The sequence below is a fragment of the Novosphingobium sp. genome, assembly GCF_040079535.1.
Classification (GTDB): domain Bacteria; phylum Pseudomonadota; class Alphaproteobacteria; order Sphingomonadales; family Sphingomonadaceae; genus Novosphingobium.
Genome location: NZ_JBEBKB010000006.1, coordinates 70,164 through 89,533, shown reverse-complemented (window position 1 = coordinate 89,533; position 19,370 = coordinate 70,164). Strand labels below are relative to the sequence as shown.

20 protein-coding genes and 1 tRNA gene are annotated in these 19,370 nt (G+C 62.4%); 11 read left to right on the top strand and 10 right to left on the bottom strand.

Annotation, left to right across the window (positions count from 1 at the left end; translation table 11 throughout):
- Positions 1–23: 23 nt before the first annotated feature.
- On the bottom strand, positions 24–1,547 hold the full coding sequence (locus ABL914_RS03685) for an acyl-CoA carboxylase subunit beta (protein WP_391561802.1): 1,524 nt from the start codon (positions 1,545–1,547) through the stop codon (positions 24–26).
- Positions 1,548–1,684: 137 nt separating this feature from the next.
- On the opposite strand from ABL914_RS03685, the gene ABL914_RS03680 reads away from it, so the two are divergent.
- A complete protein-coding gene (locus ABL914_RS03680; protein ID WP_391561801.1) occupies positions 1,685–2,278 on the top strand; it encodes a c-type cytochrome in 594 nt (197 codons plus the stop codon).
- Between the two features lie 72 nt (positions 2,279–2,350).
- Here ABL914_RS03680 and ABL914_RS03675 read toward each other — a convergent pair whose 3' ends face one another.
- Together ABL914_RS03675 and ABL914_RS03670 are read right to left on the bottom strand one after the other, a co-directional pair.
- Positions 2,351–3,007 carry an RlmE family RNA methyltransferase gene (locus ABL914_RS03675; RefSeq protein ID WP_391561800.1) on the bottom strand — a complete coding sequence of 219 codons (657 nt, stop codon included), beginning with the start codon at positions 3,005–3,007 and terminating at the stop codon, positions 2,351–2,353.
- 66 nt (positions 3,008–3,073) lie between these two features.
- Positions 3,074–4,108 carry a Ppx/GppA phosphatase family protein gene (locus ABL914_RS03670; protein ID WP_391561799.1) on the bottom strand — a complete coding sequence of 345 codons (1,035 nt, stop codon included), beginning with the start codon at positions 4,106–4,108 and terminating at the stop codon, positions 3,074–3,076.
- Between the two features lie 318 nt (positions 4,109–4,426).
- On the opposite strand from ABL914_RS03670, the gene ABL914_RS03665 reads away from it, so the two are divergent.
- Positions 4,427–4,500, top strand: a tRNA-Gln gene (locus tag ABL914_RS03665).
- A 121-nt stretch (positions 4,501–4,621) separates the two neighbouring features.
- On the opposite strand, the gene ABL914_RS03660 is transcribed toward ABL914_RS03665, so the two are convergent.
- From ABL914_RS03660 to ABL914_RS03640, 5 genes are all read right to left on the bottom strand, one after another.
- Positions 4,622–6,031 (bottom strand): sugar transferase, encoded by a 1,410-nt coding sequence (locus ABL914_RS03660; protein ID WP_391561798.1) that lies wholly within the window; start codon positions 6,029–6,031, stop codon positions 4,622–4,624.
- A 57-nt stretch (positions 6,032–6,088) separates the two neighbouring features.
- Positions 6,089–7,120: a DNA polymerase III subunit delta gene (gene holA / locus ABL914_RS03655; RefSeq protein ID WP_391561797.1), complete on the bottom strand. Its 1,032-nt coding sequence runs from the start codon at positions 7,118–7,120 to the stop codon at positions 6,089–6,091.
- The gene (lptE, locus tag ABL914_RS03650) at positions 7,117–7,626 is read right to left on the bottom strand and encodes an LPS assembly lipoprotein LptE (RefSeq protein ID WP_391561796.1); all 510 of its coding nucleotides are present in this window, start codon (positions 7,624–7,626) and stop codon (positions 7,117–7,119) included. The genes holA and lptE overlap by 4 nt, the downstream gene beginning before the upstream one ends.
- Positions 7,623–10,160 carry a leucine--tRNA ligase gene (gene leuS / locus ABL914_RS03645; RefSeq protein WP_391561795.1) on the bottom strand — a complete coding sequence of 846 codons (2,538 nt, stop codon included), beginning with the start codon at positions 10,158–10,160 and terminating at the stop codon, positions 7,623–7,625. The genes lptE and leuS overlap by 4 nt, the downstream gene beginning before the upstream one ends.
- 211 nt (positions 10,161–10,371) lie before the next feature.
- The gene (locus tag ABL914_RS03640; protein WP_391561817.1) at positions 10,372–10,839 is read right to left on the bottom strand and encodes a DUF3576 domain-containing protein; all 468 of its coding nucleotides are present in this window, start codon (positions 10,837–10,839) and stop codon (positions 10,372–10,374) included.
- 342 nt (positions 10,840–11,181) lie between these two features.
- Between ABL914_RS03640 and ABL914_RS03635 the strand changes: the two genes are divergently transcribed.
- The 5 genes from ABL914_RS03635 to ABL914_RS03615 all read left to right on the top strand — a co-directional run bounded on the left by ABL914_RS03635 (position 11,182) and on the right by ABL914_RS03615 (position 14,468).
- Positions 11,182–11,955, top strand: a complete 774-nt coding sequence (locus ABL914_RS03635) for a hypothetical protein (protein WP_391561794.1) — start codon at positions 11,182–11,184, stop codon at positions 11,953–11,955.
- A gap of 240 nt (positions 11,956–12,195) precedes the next feature.
- Entirely contained in the window at positions 12,196–12,918 is a 723-nt protein-coding gene (phbB, locus tag ABL914_RS03630) for an acetoacetyl-CoA reductase (RefSeq protein WP_391561793.1), read from the top strand.
- Entirely contained in the window at positions 12,918–13,487 is a 570-nt protein-coding gene (locus tag ABL914_RS03625; RefSeq protein ID WP_391561792.1) for a DUF7010 family protein, read from the top strand. Before phbB ends, ABL914_RS03625 begins: the two co-directional genes overlap by 1 nt.
- 78 nt (positions 13,488–13,565) lie before the next feature.
- A complete protein-coding gene (locus tag ABL914_RS03620; RefSeq protein WP_391561791.1) occupies positions 13,566–14,192 on the top strand; it encodes a PilZ domain-containing protein in 627 nt (208 codons plus the stop codon).
- A gap of 33 nt (positions 14,193–14,225) precedes the next feature.
- Positions 14,226–14,468 carry a ribbon-helix-helix domain-containing protein gene (locus ABL914_RS03615; protein WP_391561790.1) on the top strand — a complete coding sequence of 81 codons (243 nt, stop codon included), beginning with the start codon at positions 14,226–14,228 and terminating at the stop codon, positions 14,466–14,468.
- 21 nt (positions 14,469–14,489) lie between these two features.
- Here the strand turns inward: ABL914_RS03615 and ABL914_RS03610 are convergent, their stop codons facing one another.
- Positions 14,490–15,152, bottom strand: coding sequence for a Crp/Fnr family transcriptional regulator (locus tag ABL914_RS03610; protein ID WP_391561789.1), 663 nt, complete (start codon positions 15,150–15,152; stop codon positions 14,490–14,492).
- An 87-nt stretch (positions 15,153–15,239) separates the two neighbouring features.
- Between ABL914_RS03610 and ABL914_RS03605 the strand changes: the two genes are divergently transcribed.
- The 4 genes from ABL914_RS03605 (at position 15,240) to ABL914_RS03590 (ending at position 18,050) form a co-directional block, all read left to right on the top strand.
- Positions 15,240–16,979, top strand: coding sequence for an amidohydrolase (locus ABL914_RS03605; RefSeq protein ID WP_391561788.1), 1,740 nt, complete (start codon positions 15,240–15,242; stop codon positions 16,977–16,979).
- Positions 16,980–17,073: 94 nt separating this feature from the next.
- A complete protein-coding gene (locus ABL914_RS03600) occupies positions 17,074–17,334 on the top strand; it encodes a BrnT family toxin (protein ID WP_391561787.1) in 261 nt (86 codons plus the stop codon).
- Entirely contained in the window at positions 17,327–17,602 is a 276-nt protein-coding gene (locus tag ABL914_RS03595; RefSeq protein ID WP_391561786.1) for a BrnA antitoxin family protein, read from the top strand. Before ABL914_RS03600 ends, ABL914_RS03595 begins: the two co-directional genes overlap by 8 nt.
- Before the next feature lies 1 nt (position 17,603).
- The gene (locus tag ABL914_RS03590) at positions 17,604–18,050 is read left to right on the top strand and encodes a hypothetical protein (RefSeq protein WP_391561785.1); all 447 of its coding nucleotides are present in this window, start codon (positions 17,604–17,606) and stop codon (positions 18,048–18,050) included.
- A gap of 12 nt (positions 18,051–18,062) precedes the next feature.
- Here ABL914_RS03590 and murA read toward each other — a convergent pair whose 3' ends face one another.
- Positions 18,063–19,346: a UDP-N-acetylglucosamine 1-carboxyvinyltransferase gene (murA, locus tag ABL914_RS03585; protein ID WP_391561784.1), complete on the bottom strand. Its 1,284-nt coding sequence runs from the start codon at positions 19,344–19,346 to the stop codon at positions 18,063–18,065.
- Positions 19,347–19,370 lie beyond the last annotated feature (24 nt).

Genomic DNA, 19,370 nt, shown 5'->3' with positions numbered 1-19,370 from the left:
CACTTGCGTAAAAGCGGCACCGGCTAGGCCGCACCCAAGCCCTGCCACGCCAGCCCGGCAAATTCGCACAGCAGCGGGCGGGTATCGCGCGGATCGATGATCTCCTCGATCCCGAAGATCTCAGCTGTGCGGAACGGGCTGCGCACTTTGTTAAGCCGATCGCGGATCGCCGCAAGATGGGCCTGCGGATCGGCGGCTGCTTCGATTTCCGCCTTGTAGGCCACCTCGATCCCGCCCGCGATCGGCAGGCTGCCCCAATCGCCCGATGGCCAAGCATAGCGGTATTGAAAAGCATCGGCGTTGCTCATCGCCGATCCGGCGATGCCATAGGCCTTGCGCACCACCACACAGCACAGCGGCACTGTCGCCTTGTAGATCGCATTCATTGCATTGACGCCGTAACGGATCGTCCCGGCCATTTCGGCGGCATTGCCGATCATGAAGCCGGGATTATCAACCAGGTGGACCACAGGCAGGCGGAACTGATCGGCCAGCTTGATAAAGCGTTCTGCCTTTTCGCTGGTCTTTGCTTCCCACGATCCGCCCAAAAAGCTGGGGTCGCTGGCCAGCACCGCCACCGGCCAGCCATCAAGCCGGGCAAAGGCGGTGATCGCGGCGCGGCCCCACATCCGGCCCATTTCGAAAACCGAGCCTTTATCGAACACGGCTTCGAGCACCAGCCGCATCGAATAGGCCTGGGCAGCGCTGCGCGGCACGGTTGAAATCAATGCTTCCTCGCGCCGATCCACCGGATCGTTGCACGGTGTGCGGGCGGCAAATTGACCGACTGCGGAAGGCAGGTAGGACAAGAACCGCCGGGCGCGGGCAAATGCCTCAGCTTCGCTGCCCACCTCCTCATCCACCACGCCGTTGCGGGTGTGGATCTCGCTGCCGCCCAGGCTTTCCTTGTCGCTCTTCTCGCCAATCGCCTCAACCACTGCGGGCCCGGCGGCGAATAACTGGCTGAGCCCCTTGACCATGATCGAATAGTGGCTGGCCACCACCCGCGCTGCACCAAGGCCAGCCGTGGGGCCTAGCGAAAGCGCAACAACCGGCACCGTTTCCAGATTGCGGATCACATCGCTCCAGCCTGGCACAGCGGGCACATAGGTTGCCCCGATCACCTCCAGCGTTTTGACCGATCCGCCTCCGCCAGTGCCATCAATCATCCGGATCAGCGGAATTTTAAGGGTGTGGGCCATCGCCTCAACCTGTTCGAACTTGCGCCGGATCGCGGCATCAGCCGCCCCGCCGCGCACGGTGAAATCATCCGCGCTGGCCACCACCGGCCGGCCTTCGATACTGGCCCGGCCAAAGATCAGGTTTGATGCGGCCAGCCCCAGCAGGTTGCCATCACCGTCATAGCTGCCCTTGCCCGCGATCTTGCCGATCTCGCGGAACGAGCCGGCATCGACCAGGCCGGCGATTCGCGCCCGGGCATCCAGCTTGCCGCGCGAATGTTGCCGGGCCACCTTTTCCGCCCCGCCCATTTGCTCGGCCAAAGCCTCGCGGGTGCGCAATTCTTCGATTTCCCGTTCCCAGCTCACGCTTCTCTCCCGCTACTGCGTGGATAATTCGAACTATGGGCTAGAGTGCTATGCCGCGCACCGCAATGCCCCTTGCGCTTGGGCTTTCGCCTGACTAGAGCGACGCGCAAAGCGCAAATCCCAACGGGGCATAGACAATGGCAGACCGCTTCAACACCATCGCTGGCTGGACCTTGGGTGCAGGCATCGTCGCACTCGGATTGTCCAGCATTTCGGGCCACTATTTTGGCGCGGGCCAGCATCATCGGCCTGAGAAGATGGGCTACAAAATTGATGGCGTAATCGAAGAAGGCGAAGGCGGCGTTGAAGCCGAACCGCTCGAAGCCTATCTGGCCAAGGCCGATCTGGCCAAGGGTGAGGCCAGCTTCAAGAAGTGCGCAGCTTGCCACACCGCCACCCAGGGCGGTGCCGCCGGGATTGGCCCGAACCTGTTCGGGATTGTCGGCAAGGGCATCGGCGCTGGCGGCTTTGCCTATTCCGATGGCCTCAAGGGCAAGGGCGGCAAATGGGAATTTGCCAGCATGAATGCCTGGCTGACCAGCCCCAGCGCATTCGCAACCGGCACCAAAATGAGCTTTGCCGGGATTTCGGATCCGCAGGAACGCGCCAACGTGATCGTCTATCTGAACAGCCAGGGTTCAAACCTGCCGCTGCCGGCCGTGCCGGAAAAGAAGGAAGAAGCGGCTCCGGCAGCGTCTGAGGATGCCAGCGCCGCGGCCAAGCCGAAATAGACTTTCCAGCATCGTGATGAATGCAAAGGGCGCAGCCGCGGGGCTTGCGCCCTTTTGCTTTCCCCAAACCTGCTATCCCTTGAAGCCTTGCGCAATCACGTACCATTCGGACGAATCCTTGCGGCTTGCCGGCGGCTTGGCGTGCTTGACGCTTGAAAAGTGCTGTTTAAGCAGCGCCAGCAATTCGGTATCGGTTCCCCCGGCCAGAACCTTGGCCACGAAGGCCCCGCCCGGTGCCAGTTCCTGAATAGCGAAATGGGCGGCCAGTTCGACCAGCCCCATCGTGCGCAAATGATCGGTCTGCTTGTGGCCGGTGGTGTTGGCGGCCATATCCGAAAGCACCAGATCGGGTTGGCCATCAAGCGCGCCGGTCAGCGCAGCCGGCGCTTCATCGGCCATGAAATCCATTTCGAAAATCGTCACGCCTTCGATCGGATCTGTCGGCAGAAGATCAATTCCGACCACGGCCGATTTGGGGCTTTGCTTGCGCACAACCTGCGCCCACCCGCCCGGCGCAATGCCCAGATCAACCACCCGCCGCGCGCCCTTGAGCAGGCCAAACTTCTCATCGATTTCGATCAGCTTGAACGCCGCGCGGCTGCGCCAGCCCTGGGCCTTGGCCTTCTGGACATAGGGATCGGCCAATTGCCGCGATAGCCAGCGCGCCGAGCTGGCCGTGCGCTTGCCTGATTTCCTAAGCCGCTCGGGCTCTTTACCCTTGCCGCGCATCGCCCAGCCTTTCAGCCAGCGGCAGCGCCGCGGCGCTCGCCATACAGCGCTCCATCCTGGCCCCTCTCATGTCTGGCTTCGCCGGGCGGCACGCAAGGCTGCGCGGCTCTTTTCAGCCGCACCGCTGGTTGCCATCAGGCTGCGCAGAATGCCTTCGCGAATACCGCGATCGGCCACGCCCAGACGATCGGCCGGCCATAGCTCGATAATCGTTTGCAAGATAGCGCAGCCGGCCACCACCAGATCGGCGCGCTCGCGCCCGATGCAGGGCTGCTCGCGCCGCTGCAATGGGGTCATCAAGGCCAACCGCTCGCACAGCGCGGCCATGTCCTGCGATGCAACGATCAGCCCATCGACGGCCCGTCGATCATACTGCGGAAGCTCAAGATGCAAGCTGGCGAGTGTGGTCACGGTGCCGCTGGTACCCAGCAGGCGCAGCGGAACCGGCGATCCGGCCTCCTCCGCGATCCGTTGGGCAAAGGGGGCCAGACTATCGCGCACCAGGCGGCGCATCGCATCATAGCGTTCGGCCCGGCCCAGCGCTTGATCAGGTTCGGCCTGGACGCTTTCGGTCAGCGAGACCACCCCCCAGGGCACGCTGTGCCAATCATGGATCATGGGAACCTGTCCGTCGCGGCTCTCCACCAGCACCAGCTCGGTCGAGCCGCCGCCGATATCAAAAATCATCGCCGGACCATCGCCTTCCTCAAGCAGCAGATGGCAGCCCATCACCGCCAACCGGGCTTCCTCCTTGGCGCTGATCACATCCAGCAGGATGCCGGTTTCGCGGGCCACCCGATCAATAAATTCCGTGCCATTTTCTGCTCTGCGGCATGCCTCGGTCGCAACCGAGCGGGCCAGGTGGACATTGCGCCGCTTGAGCTTTTCAGAGCAGATCCTGAGCGCACCCAGCGCGCGATCCATCGCCGCTTCGCTAAGCCGGCCCGATTGCGCCAGACCTTCGCCAAGCCGCACCACGCGGCTGAACGCATCGATTACCATGAAATTGCCCCCCGCCGGGTGGGCGATCAGCAGGCGGCAATTGTTGGTGCCCAGATCAATCGCGGCAAAGGCCTGCCGGTGATAGGGTGCTTCGCGCACGGCTGGCGACCAGCCCGGCTGATTGCCGTTCGGCTCCCCGCTTCGGGTTCTCTCGCCGGAGCGGCGTGAGCGCTGCGTGGATTGCACTGCGCCTGCACTGGAGCCAGAGCTGCCAGCCGGCGCGTTGCTTTCAACACCCTGCATCTCGCGCGTCGCCGGCGGTGGATCATCCGCCATGGCACTTGCACTCTTATCATTATCCCACCCTGCGGGGCGGGTACCTGGCCTGTCGGTAGCCGGGTCGGCGTTCGGGGGCAAGTGTGGATGCATTGCCCGGCTTGACGCGGACCGGACGCCCGCCTAGAGACCCCGCGCTATTGCCCCGTCGTCTAAAGGTAAGACTACGGTCTCTGACACCGTCAATCGAGGTTCGAATCCTCGCGGGGCATCCAGTTCCCAATTTTTTGATTGGTGCGCCAATCGCCTCCGCGATTGGGCTGCAACACCGGGCCGGGGGAGCGGGCTGGTGTTGCAAGGTCAGACGGACGTCTGACCGCACCGGCGTCAGCCGGATCAGAACGCCTTCTCGTGAACCAGCACTCCCAGAGTGGCAATCAGGATCCTGAGATCGCGCCACAGCGACCAACCGTTCAGGTATTCAAGATCGGCTCCCAACCGATCCGCCAGATCGCGCTCAACAAAAGTCGCGCCGCGCAGGCCGCGAACCTGCGCCAGTCCGGTGAGGCCGGGCTTGAGCGCATGGCGCAGCCAATAGCGGCGATCGACCTCCCAGAACAACTTGTCACCAGCTTGCGATCCCAGCGCATGCGGGCGCGGGCCGACCAGCGACATCTTGCCCTCGATCACATTGATCAGCTGCGGAAGTTCATCAATGCTGGTCCGGCGGATAAACCGTCCTACCCGGGTCAGCCGTTCATCATCGCGCTGGGTTGAAGTATCGCCGGCCCGATCAGCCCGGGCGGCCCGCATAGAGCGGAATTTATAGACCTGGATAAAGCGGTTGGAGCGGCCAACCCGGCGCTGAACGAACAGGATCGGTGCGCCATCTTCCAGCAGGATGGCCAGACAGGTTACCAGCAGCACCGACGATAGAACGATCAATGCCCCGCCGGCCAGGATCAGATCGAACAGGCGTTTGCTGGCCCGCGCCCGCAGCCCAAGCGGCCCGATCGAGACTCGCAGCAATCCGTGCCCAGCCGTTATTCGTGCGCCATGTGCGCCAAGCTCTGCCACGCTGTCATCCAGCACTTCGCCATCGATATTGGCGCCTTTGAGGATCATCGCCCAGGCCGCGCGCCGCGCTGGCGGACAAGATACCACGGCCCGGTCGATCCCATGCAAAACCGCACCGATCCGGTTGAGCGCAGCCGGATCGTCCAGCGCCGGGATCAGTTCCATTGCCCCGGCATCGACGTGGAATGCCCCCGGCAATTCCAGCACCGGGCCGCCATCATCGATCACCAGTTCGTTGGTCACGCGCGCGCCGCAGCGCCAGGCCACAAAGGCCGCCATCTGGAACCGGAGCCAGACCAGCGCAAGCGCCCCAAAGATCGCGCCGCCCGTAAACAGCACGCGTGAGAATTCAGCGCTTGATTTGGTGTAAAAGGCGATGAACACCACCACCGCAACCGCCATCGCCAGCGAGAGCAAGGCCCGCTGCACCCCGCGCACTGCCGATTGCAGTCCGGCCAGCGAATAGGCCGCATTGTATAGCGCCAGGGTCAGGTAGACCGGCAGCAACAACTGGGCGAGAACCGCCGCCTGGGATAGCCCTTCCTGCCCGAGATAGAGATAGCCTCCTGCGCAAAAGCCCGCGAACACGGCCAGAATATCGCCCAGCATCTGCGCCAGATAGGATTGCAACCGCCGCCGCTCGAGCGGCTCTGGCGGGGAATACGGCGCGGCGGCAGCCTTTCCCGGATTGTCCTGATGGACGCCTGGCACTGCGTGATTTACGCTCATCTGTTGCGGCCCTGGACCAGTGTCTGCCCGGCCTGATTGGCCCAATTTGTCCGACAGTCAACCGCGCGGAGCAGCAGCCCGGGCGATCTCGGCCAGGCCATGGGCCAAAAGCAGTTCCGAATTCTGGCTGTTGGCCAGCAATTGCCGGTGCAATTCGATCAGGCGTTCGGTCAGCCGGCCCAGCTTGCGGCCGCGCCAGACCGCCAGTTGCTGGATCAGATCGCGCTGATCTTTCCAGAATACCCGGCGGGCGTTCGATTCGGCTTCGATGAATTCGCGAACCTTGCCGTGCGGGCCCATCCGCGCGGCCAGCTGGGCCAGCTGCGCAGCGCGGCGCTCAAACGCCAGCAGCAGGCCAACCGGGTTCAGCCCCTGTTCGCGCATCCGCCCCAGTTCTGCCCCCAGCTTGGCCACTTCGCCGCCCAGCACCACATTGACCAGCGGCATGAAGCCATCGTCATCACAGGCCGCGCCGATCGCATCCAGATCTTCGCTGCGGGCCTGGCGCGGGGCTTGCGGCCCGGCATCCAGATAAAGCGCCAGCTTGGTCACTTCGGATGCGGCCAGCCGGGTATCAAGCAGCGCGGCGCGCGCGATCCGCTCAGCCAGATCGCCGCTTAGCGTTACCCCGGCGGCATCAGCCATGCCGCGCACGCTGGCCGCGGCACTGCGCAGATCGGGCGGATAGAACATCGCAACCAACGCATCGCTGCGCGCGGCCAGCAGCTTTGCTGTGCGTGATTTGTCGGTGGCCGAAGTGGCGACAATCAGCACCGGACACGGTTCACCTTCCGCGTTCAGCAGGTTCTGCACGGCATCGTGCACTTCATCGCCGGCTGCGCGAACCCAGATGTGCCGCGCATCCCCAAATAACGAGCTGGACCGGGCTTCATCACCCAGCCGCACAGGATCGCGTTTCAGATCGGCCCCAGAAAGCTCGACCCGCTCACCCGGATCGCTCAGCAGTGCCGCAATCTGGTGCGCGGCATCGTGGGCTCCGGCTTCATCCGGTCCGCAAAAAAAGAACACCCTGGCTTCGCGCGCAGCACGCGGGGCCTGGCTTTTGAAATCCTTCTGGGTGGCCTTCACCGCTGGCCCGCATCCAGGCTGCGCAATTTTAACGCAAGCCGGGTCACGATCCGGTCAGCCACTTCCTTGGTCAGGTTTTCCAGCGCGGTATTTTCCGCCGCAATCGTTGCATATTCTGATGAAACCACATCGATCCCGGCATCAAGCCCAACGGTTTCATCAAGCACGATTTCGCCAGTGGCCAGATCGACCAATTGATAGCGTGCGCGCAAGGTGCGGCGTTCGCGGGTAACGGTATCATCCGAAAGCAGGCCAAGCCCTTCAAGCTTGTCATCAAGCCGGACATCCAGCCGGTAGCGTGCAGCCCCGCTGCGCCGCGCCGAGCCGAGCCGGTCGGTCAGCGCAGACTGCATCAGCCAGCCCGATTTCCCCTCAATCGGGGAAACATCAATCGCGGTAAGGCCCTGGGCAATCGCGCCGCCTGCTCCGCCGGCGTACATCGGCTTCAGCCCGCAAGCGGCAAGCGGCACAGCCAGCGCCAGCACAAGAGCCAACCGCCGCATCATGCCACCAGATTTACCAGCCGGTCGGGCACCACGATCACCTTTTTCACTGCCTTGCCATCAAGCGCACGCTGGACCTTCTCGGATGCCAGCGCAAGCGCCTCCAGCTCCTCGCGCGGCAAGCCCTTGGCGACGGTCACGGTATCGCGCAGCTTGCCCAGCACCTGGATCGCGATGGTCACTTCATCTTCAATCAGCAGCGCGGGATCGAACGGCGGCCACGGCGCATCGGCAGCCAGCCCCAGATTAAGCTGCGACCAGGCCTGTTCAGCCAAGTGCGGCATCATCGGCGAAACCAGCAGGATCAGCTTGCGGATCGCGTCGCTGCGGCTGGCCGATGGCGCGGCCTTTTCCGCCGCTGCGGTCAGCTCATAGATCCGCGCCACTGCCTTGTTGAACGACAGCGCCTCAATATCAGAAGCAACCGCGGCAATGGTCTGATGCAGCTTGCGATCAAGCGCGGCATCGTGCTGGGCATCGGCCCCGGCGCCGCCATTGCCGATCTGTCCAAACAACCGCCAGAGCCGCTGAACAAACCGCGCGCAGCCTTCGATTCCGGCTTCGGACCAGGGCAGGTCGCGTTCGGGCGGTGAGTCCGAAAGCATGAACCAGCGCACCGCATCGGCGCCGTACTGGGCGATGATGTCATCGGGATCGACGACATTTTTCTTGGACTTGGACATCTTGATGACCCGGCCGATTTCAACCTGATTACCATCGGCCTTTAGCGCTGCATTTTCACCACCACGCTCAACTTCGGCCGGGCTGAAATAAACCGGCTGGCCATTGACGGGGTCGGTCCGGGAATAGGTCTCATGCGTCACCATGCCTTGCGTGAACAGGCTGGCGAACGGTTCCCTGACATCGATCATCCCGATCCGCGCCAGCGCGCGGGTCCAGAACCGGGCGTAGAGCAGGTGCAGGATCGCATGTTCGATCCCGCCGATGTACTGTTCAACCGGCAGCCACTGTTTGATCACTTCAGGATCGAACGGGCGGTCAGCGGGCTGGCTGGCAAACCGCAGAAAATACCACGAGCTGTTGGTGAAGGTATCGAGCGTATCGGTCTCGCGCCGGGCCGCCTTGCCGCACTCGGGGCAGTCCACGTGCTTCCAGGTTGGGTGGCGATCCAGCGGATTGCCGGGAATGTCAAAGCTGACATCCTCGGGCAGCACCACCGGCAGCTGGTCCTTCGGCACCGGCACCACGCCGCAGGCATCGCAGTGGATGAACGGGATCGGGGTGCCCCAATAGCGCTGGCGCGACACGCCCCAATCGCGCAGCCGCCACACGGTGGTGCCGTGGCCCCAATCCCCCTGTTCAGCCCGGGCGATCACTTCGGCCTTGGCCGCTGCCACGTCCATCCCATCGAGGAACCGCGAATTCACCAGCGCGCCCGGTCCGCTATAGGCCTCATTGCCTTCGAACACCGGATCGACGGCATCACCATCGGCAACCACGCGGATAACCGGCAGGCCATATTTGCGGGCGAAATCGATATCGCGCTGATCGTGCGCCGGGCAGCCGAACACCGCGCCGGTGCCGTAGTCCATCAGCACGAAGTTGGCGATGTAGAGCGGCAGTTCGATCCCATCATCGAACGGGTGCTTAAGCCGCAGGCCGGTATCGAACCCGAGTTTCTCCTGCGTTTCGATTTCCGCGGCGGTGGTCCCGCCTTTGCGGCACTGCTCGATGAAGGCGGCGACGGCTGGATCATTCGCCAGGCCCCTCGCAATCGGATGCTCGGCCGCAATCGCGACAAAGCTGGCCCCAAAGATCGTGTCGGGGCGGGTGGTGAACACCTCAACTTCGGTCGCGCGATCGGCGCTGTGGAATTTGAACTGCAAGCCCTGACTTTTGCCGATCCAGTTTTCCTGCATCAGCTTGACCTTTTCGGGCCAATTCTTGAGCTCGCCCAGGCCTTCCAGCAGCTCGTCGGCAAATTCGGTAATCTTGAGGAACCACTGGCTCAGCTTGCGCTTTTCAACCAGCGCGCCGCTGCGCCAGCCGCGCCCGTCGATCACCTGTTCGTTGGCCAGCACGGTCATATCGACCGGATCCCAGTTGACCGCGCTTTCCTTGCGGTAAACCAGCCCGGCGGCATACATATCGAGGAACAGCGCCTGCTCGTGGCCGTAATATTCCGGCTCGCAGGTTGAAAGTTCGCGGCTCCAATCGAACGAGAAGCCGAGCCGTTTGAGCTGCTCGGTCATCGCCGCGATATTGGCGCGGGTCCAGCCGCCGGGGTGAACACCCTTTTCCATCGCGGCATTTTCGGCCGGCATCCCGAACGAATCCCAGCCCATCGGATGGAGCACTTCAAAGCCCTGCATCCGCTTATACCGGGCCAGCACATCGCCCATCGTGTAGTTGCGCACGTGGCCGATGTGGATCCGGCCCGAGGGATAGGGAAACATCTCAAGCACGTAGCTGCGCGGCTTTGGCGAAGCATCATCGGCGCGGAAAGTCTGGGCGCTTTCCCACGCCGCTTGCCAGTGGGCATCGGCGCTGGCGGGATCGAAACGTTCGCTGGTCATCTGGGCGCTCTAACGGCTGACGCGGCAATGTCGAGATCGGAGAGGGTTTTGATGGGCTCTCGCCGGTGCGGGAAAGCCGTCCGGCTTTCCCTGGCCTGGCCGGCCCGCTCCCCCGGCCCGTCCACCCACGGGGTACCTTAAACGGGAGGACGGGCCGGGGGAGCGGGCCGGCCAAGCCAAGCTGATCGCGGAGGCGATCAGCGCACCCAGATCAGTTCGGCGAAGAAGCCTGGCGGCGCAGATCGCGGGCGCGGGTCAGGATTACGTCTTCAAGCTTTTGCACGGTGGCGGCCTGCACCGGGGCATCGGCCCAGACCCCGCCGGCCATCACCTGGCGGCTGGCGGCAACCCGCAGCGCATCGGCGCGCAGATCCTGATCAAGGATCGTTACGGTAACCTTCATCCGCTCGTTCGGGTTGTTGGGATTGGCGTACCAATCGGTCACGATCACGCCGCCATTGCTGTCAGTCTGCAGCAGCGGCATAAAGCTGAGCGCTTCAAGACTGGCCCGCCACAGATAGCTGTTCACCCCGATTGTGGTGATCCGCGAAGCAGCCAGATCGGCCTTGGGTGGGCCCTTTGAGCCGCAAGCCGAAAGCGCAACAGCGGCAAGGGCAATCAGCCCGGCCCGGCCAAGGAGGCGCAGGTTGCTGGCTTGGGGGAAAGTGCTGCCGTTCATGATGGTTTCTTCCGGATCCTGATCGCCTGGGCGTTTGCCTGATCGCCTGGGCATATGATTGCAAAATGCGTGTTGCGCTGTGCCTCTATAGCCAAGGCGCGCTTGGCGGCAAGAGTGCGTGTAACAAGGCCAGCGCTAATGCCGTTTCGCGCCGTGAACCGCGGCTGAATGGCGCTGCGGGCGCGCTCTCTTCCATGCCTGTTCCAGCAGAACTGAAGCGGCGCAAAGCGCGCCATTCAGCGCGGGTTCAGTGCGGTTTGGCCATTGCTGCTTGCAATCCGGGCTGGATTGGCGTGAAGAACTGCGCAGCAAGCCCGCGATGGGCGTAGGAATTTCAGCAGCATGGTACAGCAAAGCACTGGCAAGCGTGGTTCGGGCGGCATGACGTCGGCCTTGCAACTGTGCTGCGCGGTTGCGGCATTGGCATTGCCCAGTGCAGTGCTGGCTTTCTCAACCGGCTTTCCGGCCGAACCGTCTGATAGCGCAGCCGAAATCGCGGCCTCTGGGGCATTTGTCCCGGCAGAGGTTGATCCCCGGCTGACCCGATCGATCACTGTGCGGGCCCTGTCCAAGGGCCGCTATTTCCGCTTCACCCCGGCCGCCACGCCCAGCCGGGTCGATGCTTCGGTAGTTACTGTCGCGGTTCGGCTGAACGGCAACAGTCTGCCACAGCTTAATCTGCGCCGACCCACGGTTGTGCCAGAGGTTAGCCAGGGTGCATCACTTGCGATCGCGCCTACCGCCTATAGCCTTGGCACCGCGCGGGGTTATTCCAGCTTTGCGCAAAACACCGCCAAACCGGCAGTGACCAGCCCGATTCGCCAGCTCGATGCCCCTGATCTGGCAAGCTATCGCCCGCGTGGCGGGGTTTCACCGGCGCCCTCGCGCCTGGCCCCGCGGATCGCGCTGGATGAAAAGCAGAAAGCCGGCCGCAGCCCGCAGACTTTCGAGCAGAGCGATCAGCAGGTCGATCTGGGCGGCAGCTACCGGGTCAGCCGCAATCTTGATGTTACCGCTGGTGTGCGGGTGACATCAGACCGTGACCGGCTCCGCCCGTTAACCGATGGCCGGCAGGATAATCAGGCGGTCTACGTCGGCACCCAGTTCCGGTTCTAGGGCATAATTGGTTTGATGCGCTGATCGCCTCCACGATCAGCTTGCAACACCGGCCCGCTCCCCCTGCCCGACCACCCCAAGGGTACCATGTAACGGGTGGCCGGGCAGGGGGAGCGGGCCGGTGTTGCATTTCGCGCAAACGAAGCACCTTTACGTATGCGTTAGCTTGCGCTGGCCCGCGCCTTGCGTAAATTCGCCTGAGCATGCCGTAGCGGCGGCTTGCAAAAGGAAGGGCACACCATGGCACGCGTAGCAATTGTAACCGGGGGAACGCGCGGGATTGGCGCGGAAATCTGCAAACGCCTGCAACGCCAGGGCCACACCGTGATCGCCAACTATGGCGGCAACGAGGAAAAGGCCAAGGCCTTTACCGCCGCCACCGGCATTCCTTCATACCGCTGGGACGTGGGCGATCATGAAGCTTGCATCCACAATTGCAACGATATTGCCGCCACTCACGGCCCAGTTGATATCGTCATCAACAACGCCGGGGTGACCCGCGACGGGGTGCTCCACAAGATGAGCTTCGATGACTGGAACGAGGTGATGCGGATCAACCTGGGCGGCTGCTTCAACATGGCCAAAGCAACCTTTCCGGGGATGCGCGAACGCGGCTGGGGCCGGATCGTCAACATCGGTTCGATCAACGGCCAGTCCGGGCAATACGGCCAGGTCAACTATGCCGCGGCCAAGAGCGGTATCCACGGCTTCACCAAGGCCTTGGCTCAGGAGGGCGCGAAATTTGGCGTAACCGTCAATGCGATCGCGCCAGGTTATATCGATACCGATATGGTCGCTGCGGTGCCGCCTGCGGTGCTGGAAAAGATCGTCGCCAAGATCCCGGTTGGCCGGCTGGGCATGGCCGAGGAAATCGCCCGCGGCGTAGCCTTCCTCACTTCCGAGAACGGCGGCTTCATGACCGGATCGACCATGAGCATCAACGGCGGGCAGCATATGTATTGATGGGAAAGCCGATGGCTTTGGCAATGGACCTGGCCGCAGCTCGGGCCGATTTGCGCCGGGCACATGTGGGCGGCGCTGCGGGGGTAATCGTTTCAGGACTGGTCTGGCTGTTTACCGGGCTGGTCTGGATGGCAACCGGGCCGGGCCATGCCCTGATCTTGCTGTTCATTGGCGGAATGGCGATTGCCCCCATGGCCGAACTACTCTCGCGGTGGTGGTTCAAGGCGCCCAAGGCCAGCATCGGAAAACGGCTTGAACTGGTCGGTCTTGTCACCGTGCCGATCATCCTCGCCGGATTCTATTTTGGCTGGAAATGGTACGGGCTCGAATCGCCGCAAACCATTGCTGTTGTCGCCGTGGCGGTCGGCTTGCGTTACCTTACCTTCCCGGCGATGTTCGGCGGCACGCTGTTCTGGATACTGGGGGGTCAGTTTATCGGATTCGGCATGCTGGCGCTGATGGCCTGGCCGGTGCCGCTCTTCAACGTGGCCATGGCATTGGGGCTATGCGAGTTGGCCATTGCCGCGCTGCTCTATCGCGCCAGTACCGACAGCGGCGGGGCCAGTTGATTGCCCGAAGGCAAATGTTAGCGCTGCGTTAACCGCACTCGGCTAGGTTCGGTTATCCATAGTCAGACCGAGGCCAGCATGAGCGCCACCAATGCAACCGACCCACGCCAGGAACAGCGCCACACGCTGATGCTGCGGACCGCCAAGGTGGTGTGCCAGAGCGGCGAATATGTCTGCCTGGTGCGTGATGTTTCAGCTGGCGGAGTTGGGCTGCGGTTCCTGCATGATGTACCTGAAGAGAAACGCATTTTCCTCGAACTGGCCAATGGTGCGCTCTATCCGATCGAGCGGACCTGGGCCGATCAAGGCCAGGCCGGCTACCGTTTCGCGGCGCAAGTGGTGCTGGAAAACTTTCTCTCCGAAGCCAGCCTGTTCGCGCATCGCCCGGTCCGCCTGCGGCTGAAAGTGCCGGTGCTGCTGACGGTCGATGGCCATGATTTCCGCGCGATGCTGGCCGATATTTCGCGCTGCGGGGCCAAGTTGAACGTGGACCGTTTGCTTCCCCAGGGTGCTTTCGCCCGGTTTGACGCGGCCGGCCTGCCGCTGCGCTTTGGCCACATCCGCTGGCGCAAGGATCATGACCACGGAATCGTCTTCCAGGAAGCTATTCCGCTGGAAGAACTGGCCCGCTGCCTCCACACGCTTCAGCCTTGCGCCGTGGCACCGGGCGGCGAGGTGCAGCAAGGCGAAATCCGCGCAGCCTAGACCTTCGCCCACAGCGCGCTTACCAATGCGCGCATGACCACGCCCTACCACCCCCCGGTCAAACGCTCGGTCGAGATCGCCGGGCACAAGACATCGATCAGTCTTGAGCCGCTCTACTGGGCGCTGCTCAAGCAGGCCGCCGAGGCGGAACGCCTGCCGATCAACGCGCTGGTCGCCCGGATCGATGCGGAACGGATCGCAGCACCAGTCCCGCCGGGACTGGCCGGCGCGGTGCGGATCTGGCTGGTGGCGTGGCTGGCAGGGAGGATCGTCTAGGCCAGATTCCTTTGCCTGCTATTAGTCCTGCGCTTCAAGCCAGCGCTGCACGCCAACGGGATCGGGTACAAGAATGCGGCGATACCCGGTTTCGATCAGCCCGTTTGCTTCCAGAATACGCAGCCCTTTCGCAATTGTGACTGCGGAAACGCCCAGAAACTGAGCCAGTTCTTCCTGCAGGCAAGTGATTTGGCCAGCCTGCCCGGATTGCATCAGCAGGGCCAGCAAACGCTTGGCCAACCGCGCTTCGATCTTGAGCATGCGCATATCGTCGACCAGATCGACCGCCGCGACCAGTCGGTGTGCCGCAACGCGATACAATGCCTCTACTATCTTTGGCTCGTTTTCCAGTATGCGCCGAAAGGCTTCGGCCGAGAGAAAATCGATTTCGGTTTCGCCGACCGCAATGGCCCGGTGGGTGCGGACAAGGCTATCCAGCGCAACGCTGTCGCCGTAGTTTTGGCCCTCGAGCACGGTCAGGGCAAAGGCCACCTCGCCGCTTTGGTTCAGCCGCATCAGTTTGACGCCGCCTTTGATTACCAGCCCCATCTCCAGATCCGGATCGCCGCGTTCGTGGACCACCTCGCCGTCGCGATAATGGCGGCGGTGGCAAAACCCGCTGAGCAATTCGGCCTCCCGGGGTGAAAGCAGCGCAAGCAGGTTTGGGATCCCAGGATTGTTCAACGGCCACACCAATTCCAAAGATATTTATATTTGATGCCGGATAACAATGATAACGATCCGGCACAACTAAGCAGACCGGAGGGACCAATGGGTATTACGCGCCGTGAACAGCTGGCCATGTTGGCCGCATCCCCGTTTGCGCTTGCCGCCACAGAAGGCGGCTTGGCCTATCCCGGCATCACGGTGTTCGAGGCTGCCAGGATCGTCACGATGGAGCCATCCAATCCATCTGCGCGGTTTGTCGCGGTTGCCGATGGAATTATCCTGGGCACGGCCAACACACTGGCAGAGCTGGAGCCGTGGACCCGCGGGCGCACCGTCCAAATCGACCGGCGCTTTGCCAAGGATGTGCTGATGCCTGGGCTGATCGATCCGCACGTGCACCCAATGCTGGCGGCAGTCGCGCTCAATATGCCCTATCTTGCGCCCGATGACTGGAAGCTGCCTTCGGGTTTTTACCCAGGCGTGCAAACCCAGCCGGCCTATCGCCAGAAGCTGGCAGAAATGCTTGCCGGATCGAAAGCCGATCCGTTCCTGTGCTGGGGCTACCATGAACTGTTTCATGGCCCGCTGGACCGTGCGGTGCTGGATCAGATGTCACCCGACCGGCCCGTGATCATCTGGCAGCGCAGTTTCCACGACATCATCGTCAACACTGCGATGATGAAGCGCTGGGGCTTTGAGACCCAGGCGCAGCTGGATGTTGCGATTGCGGCGGCCAAGGCCAATCCTGAGCACATCGATTTTGCCAAGGCGCATTTTTCCGAAACCGGCACCAATGTCGCGCTGGCCAAGATGCGGCCGCTGATCCTGACGCCGGAAAAGATCCAGCAGGGCATGGCTGCGCTTAAGCAAATGATGCTGACCAGCGGCGTAACCACGGTATCGGATATGGGAATTGGCGTGTTTGCCAGTGCCGAAATGGAAGCGGGCCTGATCAAGGCGGCGTTTGAACAGAGCCGCAATCCATCGCGCGTGTTGTTGATGCCGTCGGCAGGCAAATTGAACGCTGTGACCGATCTTGATGGCTGGATGGCCAATTTCACCAAAACCTACGCGTCGCACCACGTGCGGATTGATCGGCGAGTCAAGATGTTGGCCGATGGGGCCTTCTTCGGGCTCAACATGCGGATGAATGCACCAGGCTATCTCGATGGCCACATCGGCAAGTGGCTGACCGAACCGCAGTATCTGCGCGCCGAGTTCACGCGGTTCTGGGCGGCAGGCTTTTCCCTCCATATCCACGTCAACGGCGATGAAGGTCTCGACGTGGTTCTTGGCCATCTGGCCGAACTGCCGCGGCGCGCCAATCAAACGATCACACTGGAGCATCTGGGCTATTCAACCGAAGCGCAAAACCGGCGGATTGCGCAGATGGGGCTGATGGTCTCGGCCCAGCCCAACTATATCCGTGTGCTGGGCGACGTTTACGAACGCGAAGGCCTGGGCCCCGACCGCGCGGCCCAAATGAACCGGCTTGGCTCGCTTGAGCGCAAGGGCGTGCCGCTGGGGCTGCACAGCGATTTCAATATGGCCCCGATTGATCCGCTCTACCTCGCCTGGGTCGCCGCCAACCGCATCACGATCGGCGGCAAGGTCAAGGCCCCGAACGAACGGCTGAGCCTCGGCAAGGCACTGCGCGCGGTCACCATCGAAGCCGCACAAGTGATCGGAATGGATGCACTGGTCGGTTCAATCGCGGCGGGCAAAAAAGCCGATTTCACCGTGCTTGACCGCGATCCTTATTCGGTTGGCGCGGCACGATTGCGCGAGCTGAAAGTCAAAGGCGTGATTTTCGAGGGAGCGTTCACCGCATCGGGCGGTTGAGCGCGAGGTTGGCGGTGTTGCTAGTTGGATGGGCGGGTTAAACGTAACTGCATTTAATTCTTGCCAATTGCGAAAATGTAGTTACAGATAATTCGTGGAAATCGTATTCGATCCGGCCAAAGATGCGATCAACCGGGCTAAGCATGGCTTGTCGTTGGCCGATGCCGCCGCGTTCGAACTCGGTTCTGCCGTCGTCGAGCTCGACGGCCGGTTCGACTATGGCGAGATGCGTTTTCGCGCCTTCGGACGGGTCGATGGGCAAGCCCGCTGTCTGGTCTTTGCCTGGTCGGGCAGCACCATCCGCGCGATCAGTTACCGTCGCGCCCATGGCAAGGAGATGCGCCGTTATGAGTAAGCCCAAGCCGCCCGTCGATTACGACGACAACCCGGAATGGACCCAAGCGGATTTTGCCCGCGCCCGCCCCGCAACCGAAGTGCTGCCCCCCGAAGTGCTCGCCGCATTCGGCAAGGGCAAACGCGGCCGCCCGCTTGGCTGGACCAAACCCGATGCCAAGAAGTCGATCACCCTGCGGCTTGATCCTGATGTCATCGAGGGCTGGCGCCAGAGTGGGCCGGGCTGGCAGAGCCGGATGAACGCGGCGTTGAAGGAGGCTTTGGGGTAAGGTGAAAGCCACAGCCCTTCCATCCGACAACCAGATCGAAAATGCGGTACGGGTATTTCGCGCAGCAATCGACACCGCAGGGCCTGAACCTTGGATTGCCAAGCATATCACATTCCCACGTGGTGCATGCGGCCACGCAGCTGAACTACTTGGCAGATATCTAATTGATCAACTCGAGATCAGGCCTGAATACGTCAACCAAGTTGCCTATGAAGAAATTGGAGGGTGGAAGGACTCGCACGCCTGGCTTGAGTGGAATGGACTGACAATCGACATTTCGGGAGATCAATTTGGCTGGGATCCGGTAATAGTAACTCGCAGCCCACAATTTCATGGTCGCGGTGAAGAGTGCGCTCGCAATCTCGTCTGTCTTGAAAATCAACAGGAATGGTGGGTCAGAGAATGCGGTTCAATTTGGACGGCAATCGCTCCATTCCTTCGAAGTTAGAGCCGCATAGCATCAATCCCCGCCAACCCGCTCGATCTGCGCGCCGACCAAGGCCAGCTTTTCCTCCAGCCGCTCATACCCGCGATCAAGGTGATAGAGCCGGTGAACCTGCGTCTCACCCTCTGCCGCGAGGCCGGCAATTACCAGGCTCATCGATGCGCGCAGATCGGTGGCCATCACTTCGGCGCCGGTCAGCTTGCTCACCCCGTGGACCACTGCGGTGCGGCCCTTGGTTTCGATGTGCGCGCCCATCCGGTTGAGTTCGGGCACGTGCATATAGCGGTTTTCGAAGATCGTTTCGGTCAGCACCGTTGAACCTTCGGCCAGGCACAGCATAGCCATCAACTGCGCCTGCATATCGGTGGCGAAGCCGGGATAGGGCGCGGTTGAAAGGGTGACGGCCTTGAGCTTGCCGTCAGAGGCAATCTGGATCCCGCCCGCCTTGGGCTCAACATGCACGCCGGCATCGCGCAGCGCCTGCAACGTCGCGTCCATTTCCTCCGCCACGGCGTGTTTGAGGAACACTTCGCCGCCGGTAATCGCAGCGGCGCAGGCATAGGATCCGGCCTCGATCCGGTCAGACATCACGCGGTAAGTTGCACCGTGCAGGCGCGGGACACCGTGGATGGTGATGTCGCTGCTGCCAATCCCCTCAATCTGGGCCCCCATTGCCACCAACAGGTTGCACAGATCGACAATTTCCGGCTCGCGCGCGGCGTTGTGGAGCACTGATTTGCCCTTGCACAGCACCGCTGTCATCAAGGCATTCTCGGTCGCGCCCACGGATACCACCGGAAAGCTGTAACGCCCACCGGGCAGCCCGCCATCGGGAGCGACAGCGCGGACATATCCTGCCGCCAGTTCAATCGTGGCGCCCAGCGCTTCCAAGACCTTGAGGTGGAGATCGATCGGGCGATTGCCGATCGCGCAGCCGCCCGGCAGCGAAACCGTTGCTTCGCCCATCCGCGCCAGCATCGGCCCCAGCACCAGGATTGAGGCGCGCATCTTGCGGACCAGTTCATACGGCGCGACCGACGACGTGATCCGCGGTGCTTCCAGTGTCATCACCCGGCCGAAATCTTCGGGCCGTGATCCGGCGATGCTGGTCGAGATCCCGAACTGGTTCATCAGGTGCTGGAACCCATCGATATCCGCCAGCCGCGGCAGGTTGCGCAGGGTCAGCGGTTCCTCGGTCAGCAGCGCGCAGGGAAGCAGCGTGAGCGCGGCATTCTTTGCGCCAGAGATAGGAATGGTGCCGGAAAGGCGCTTGCCGCCTTGGATGATGATTTTGTCCATAGACAATCGATTTAGCGGGATTCC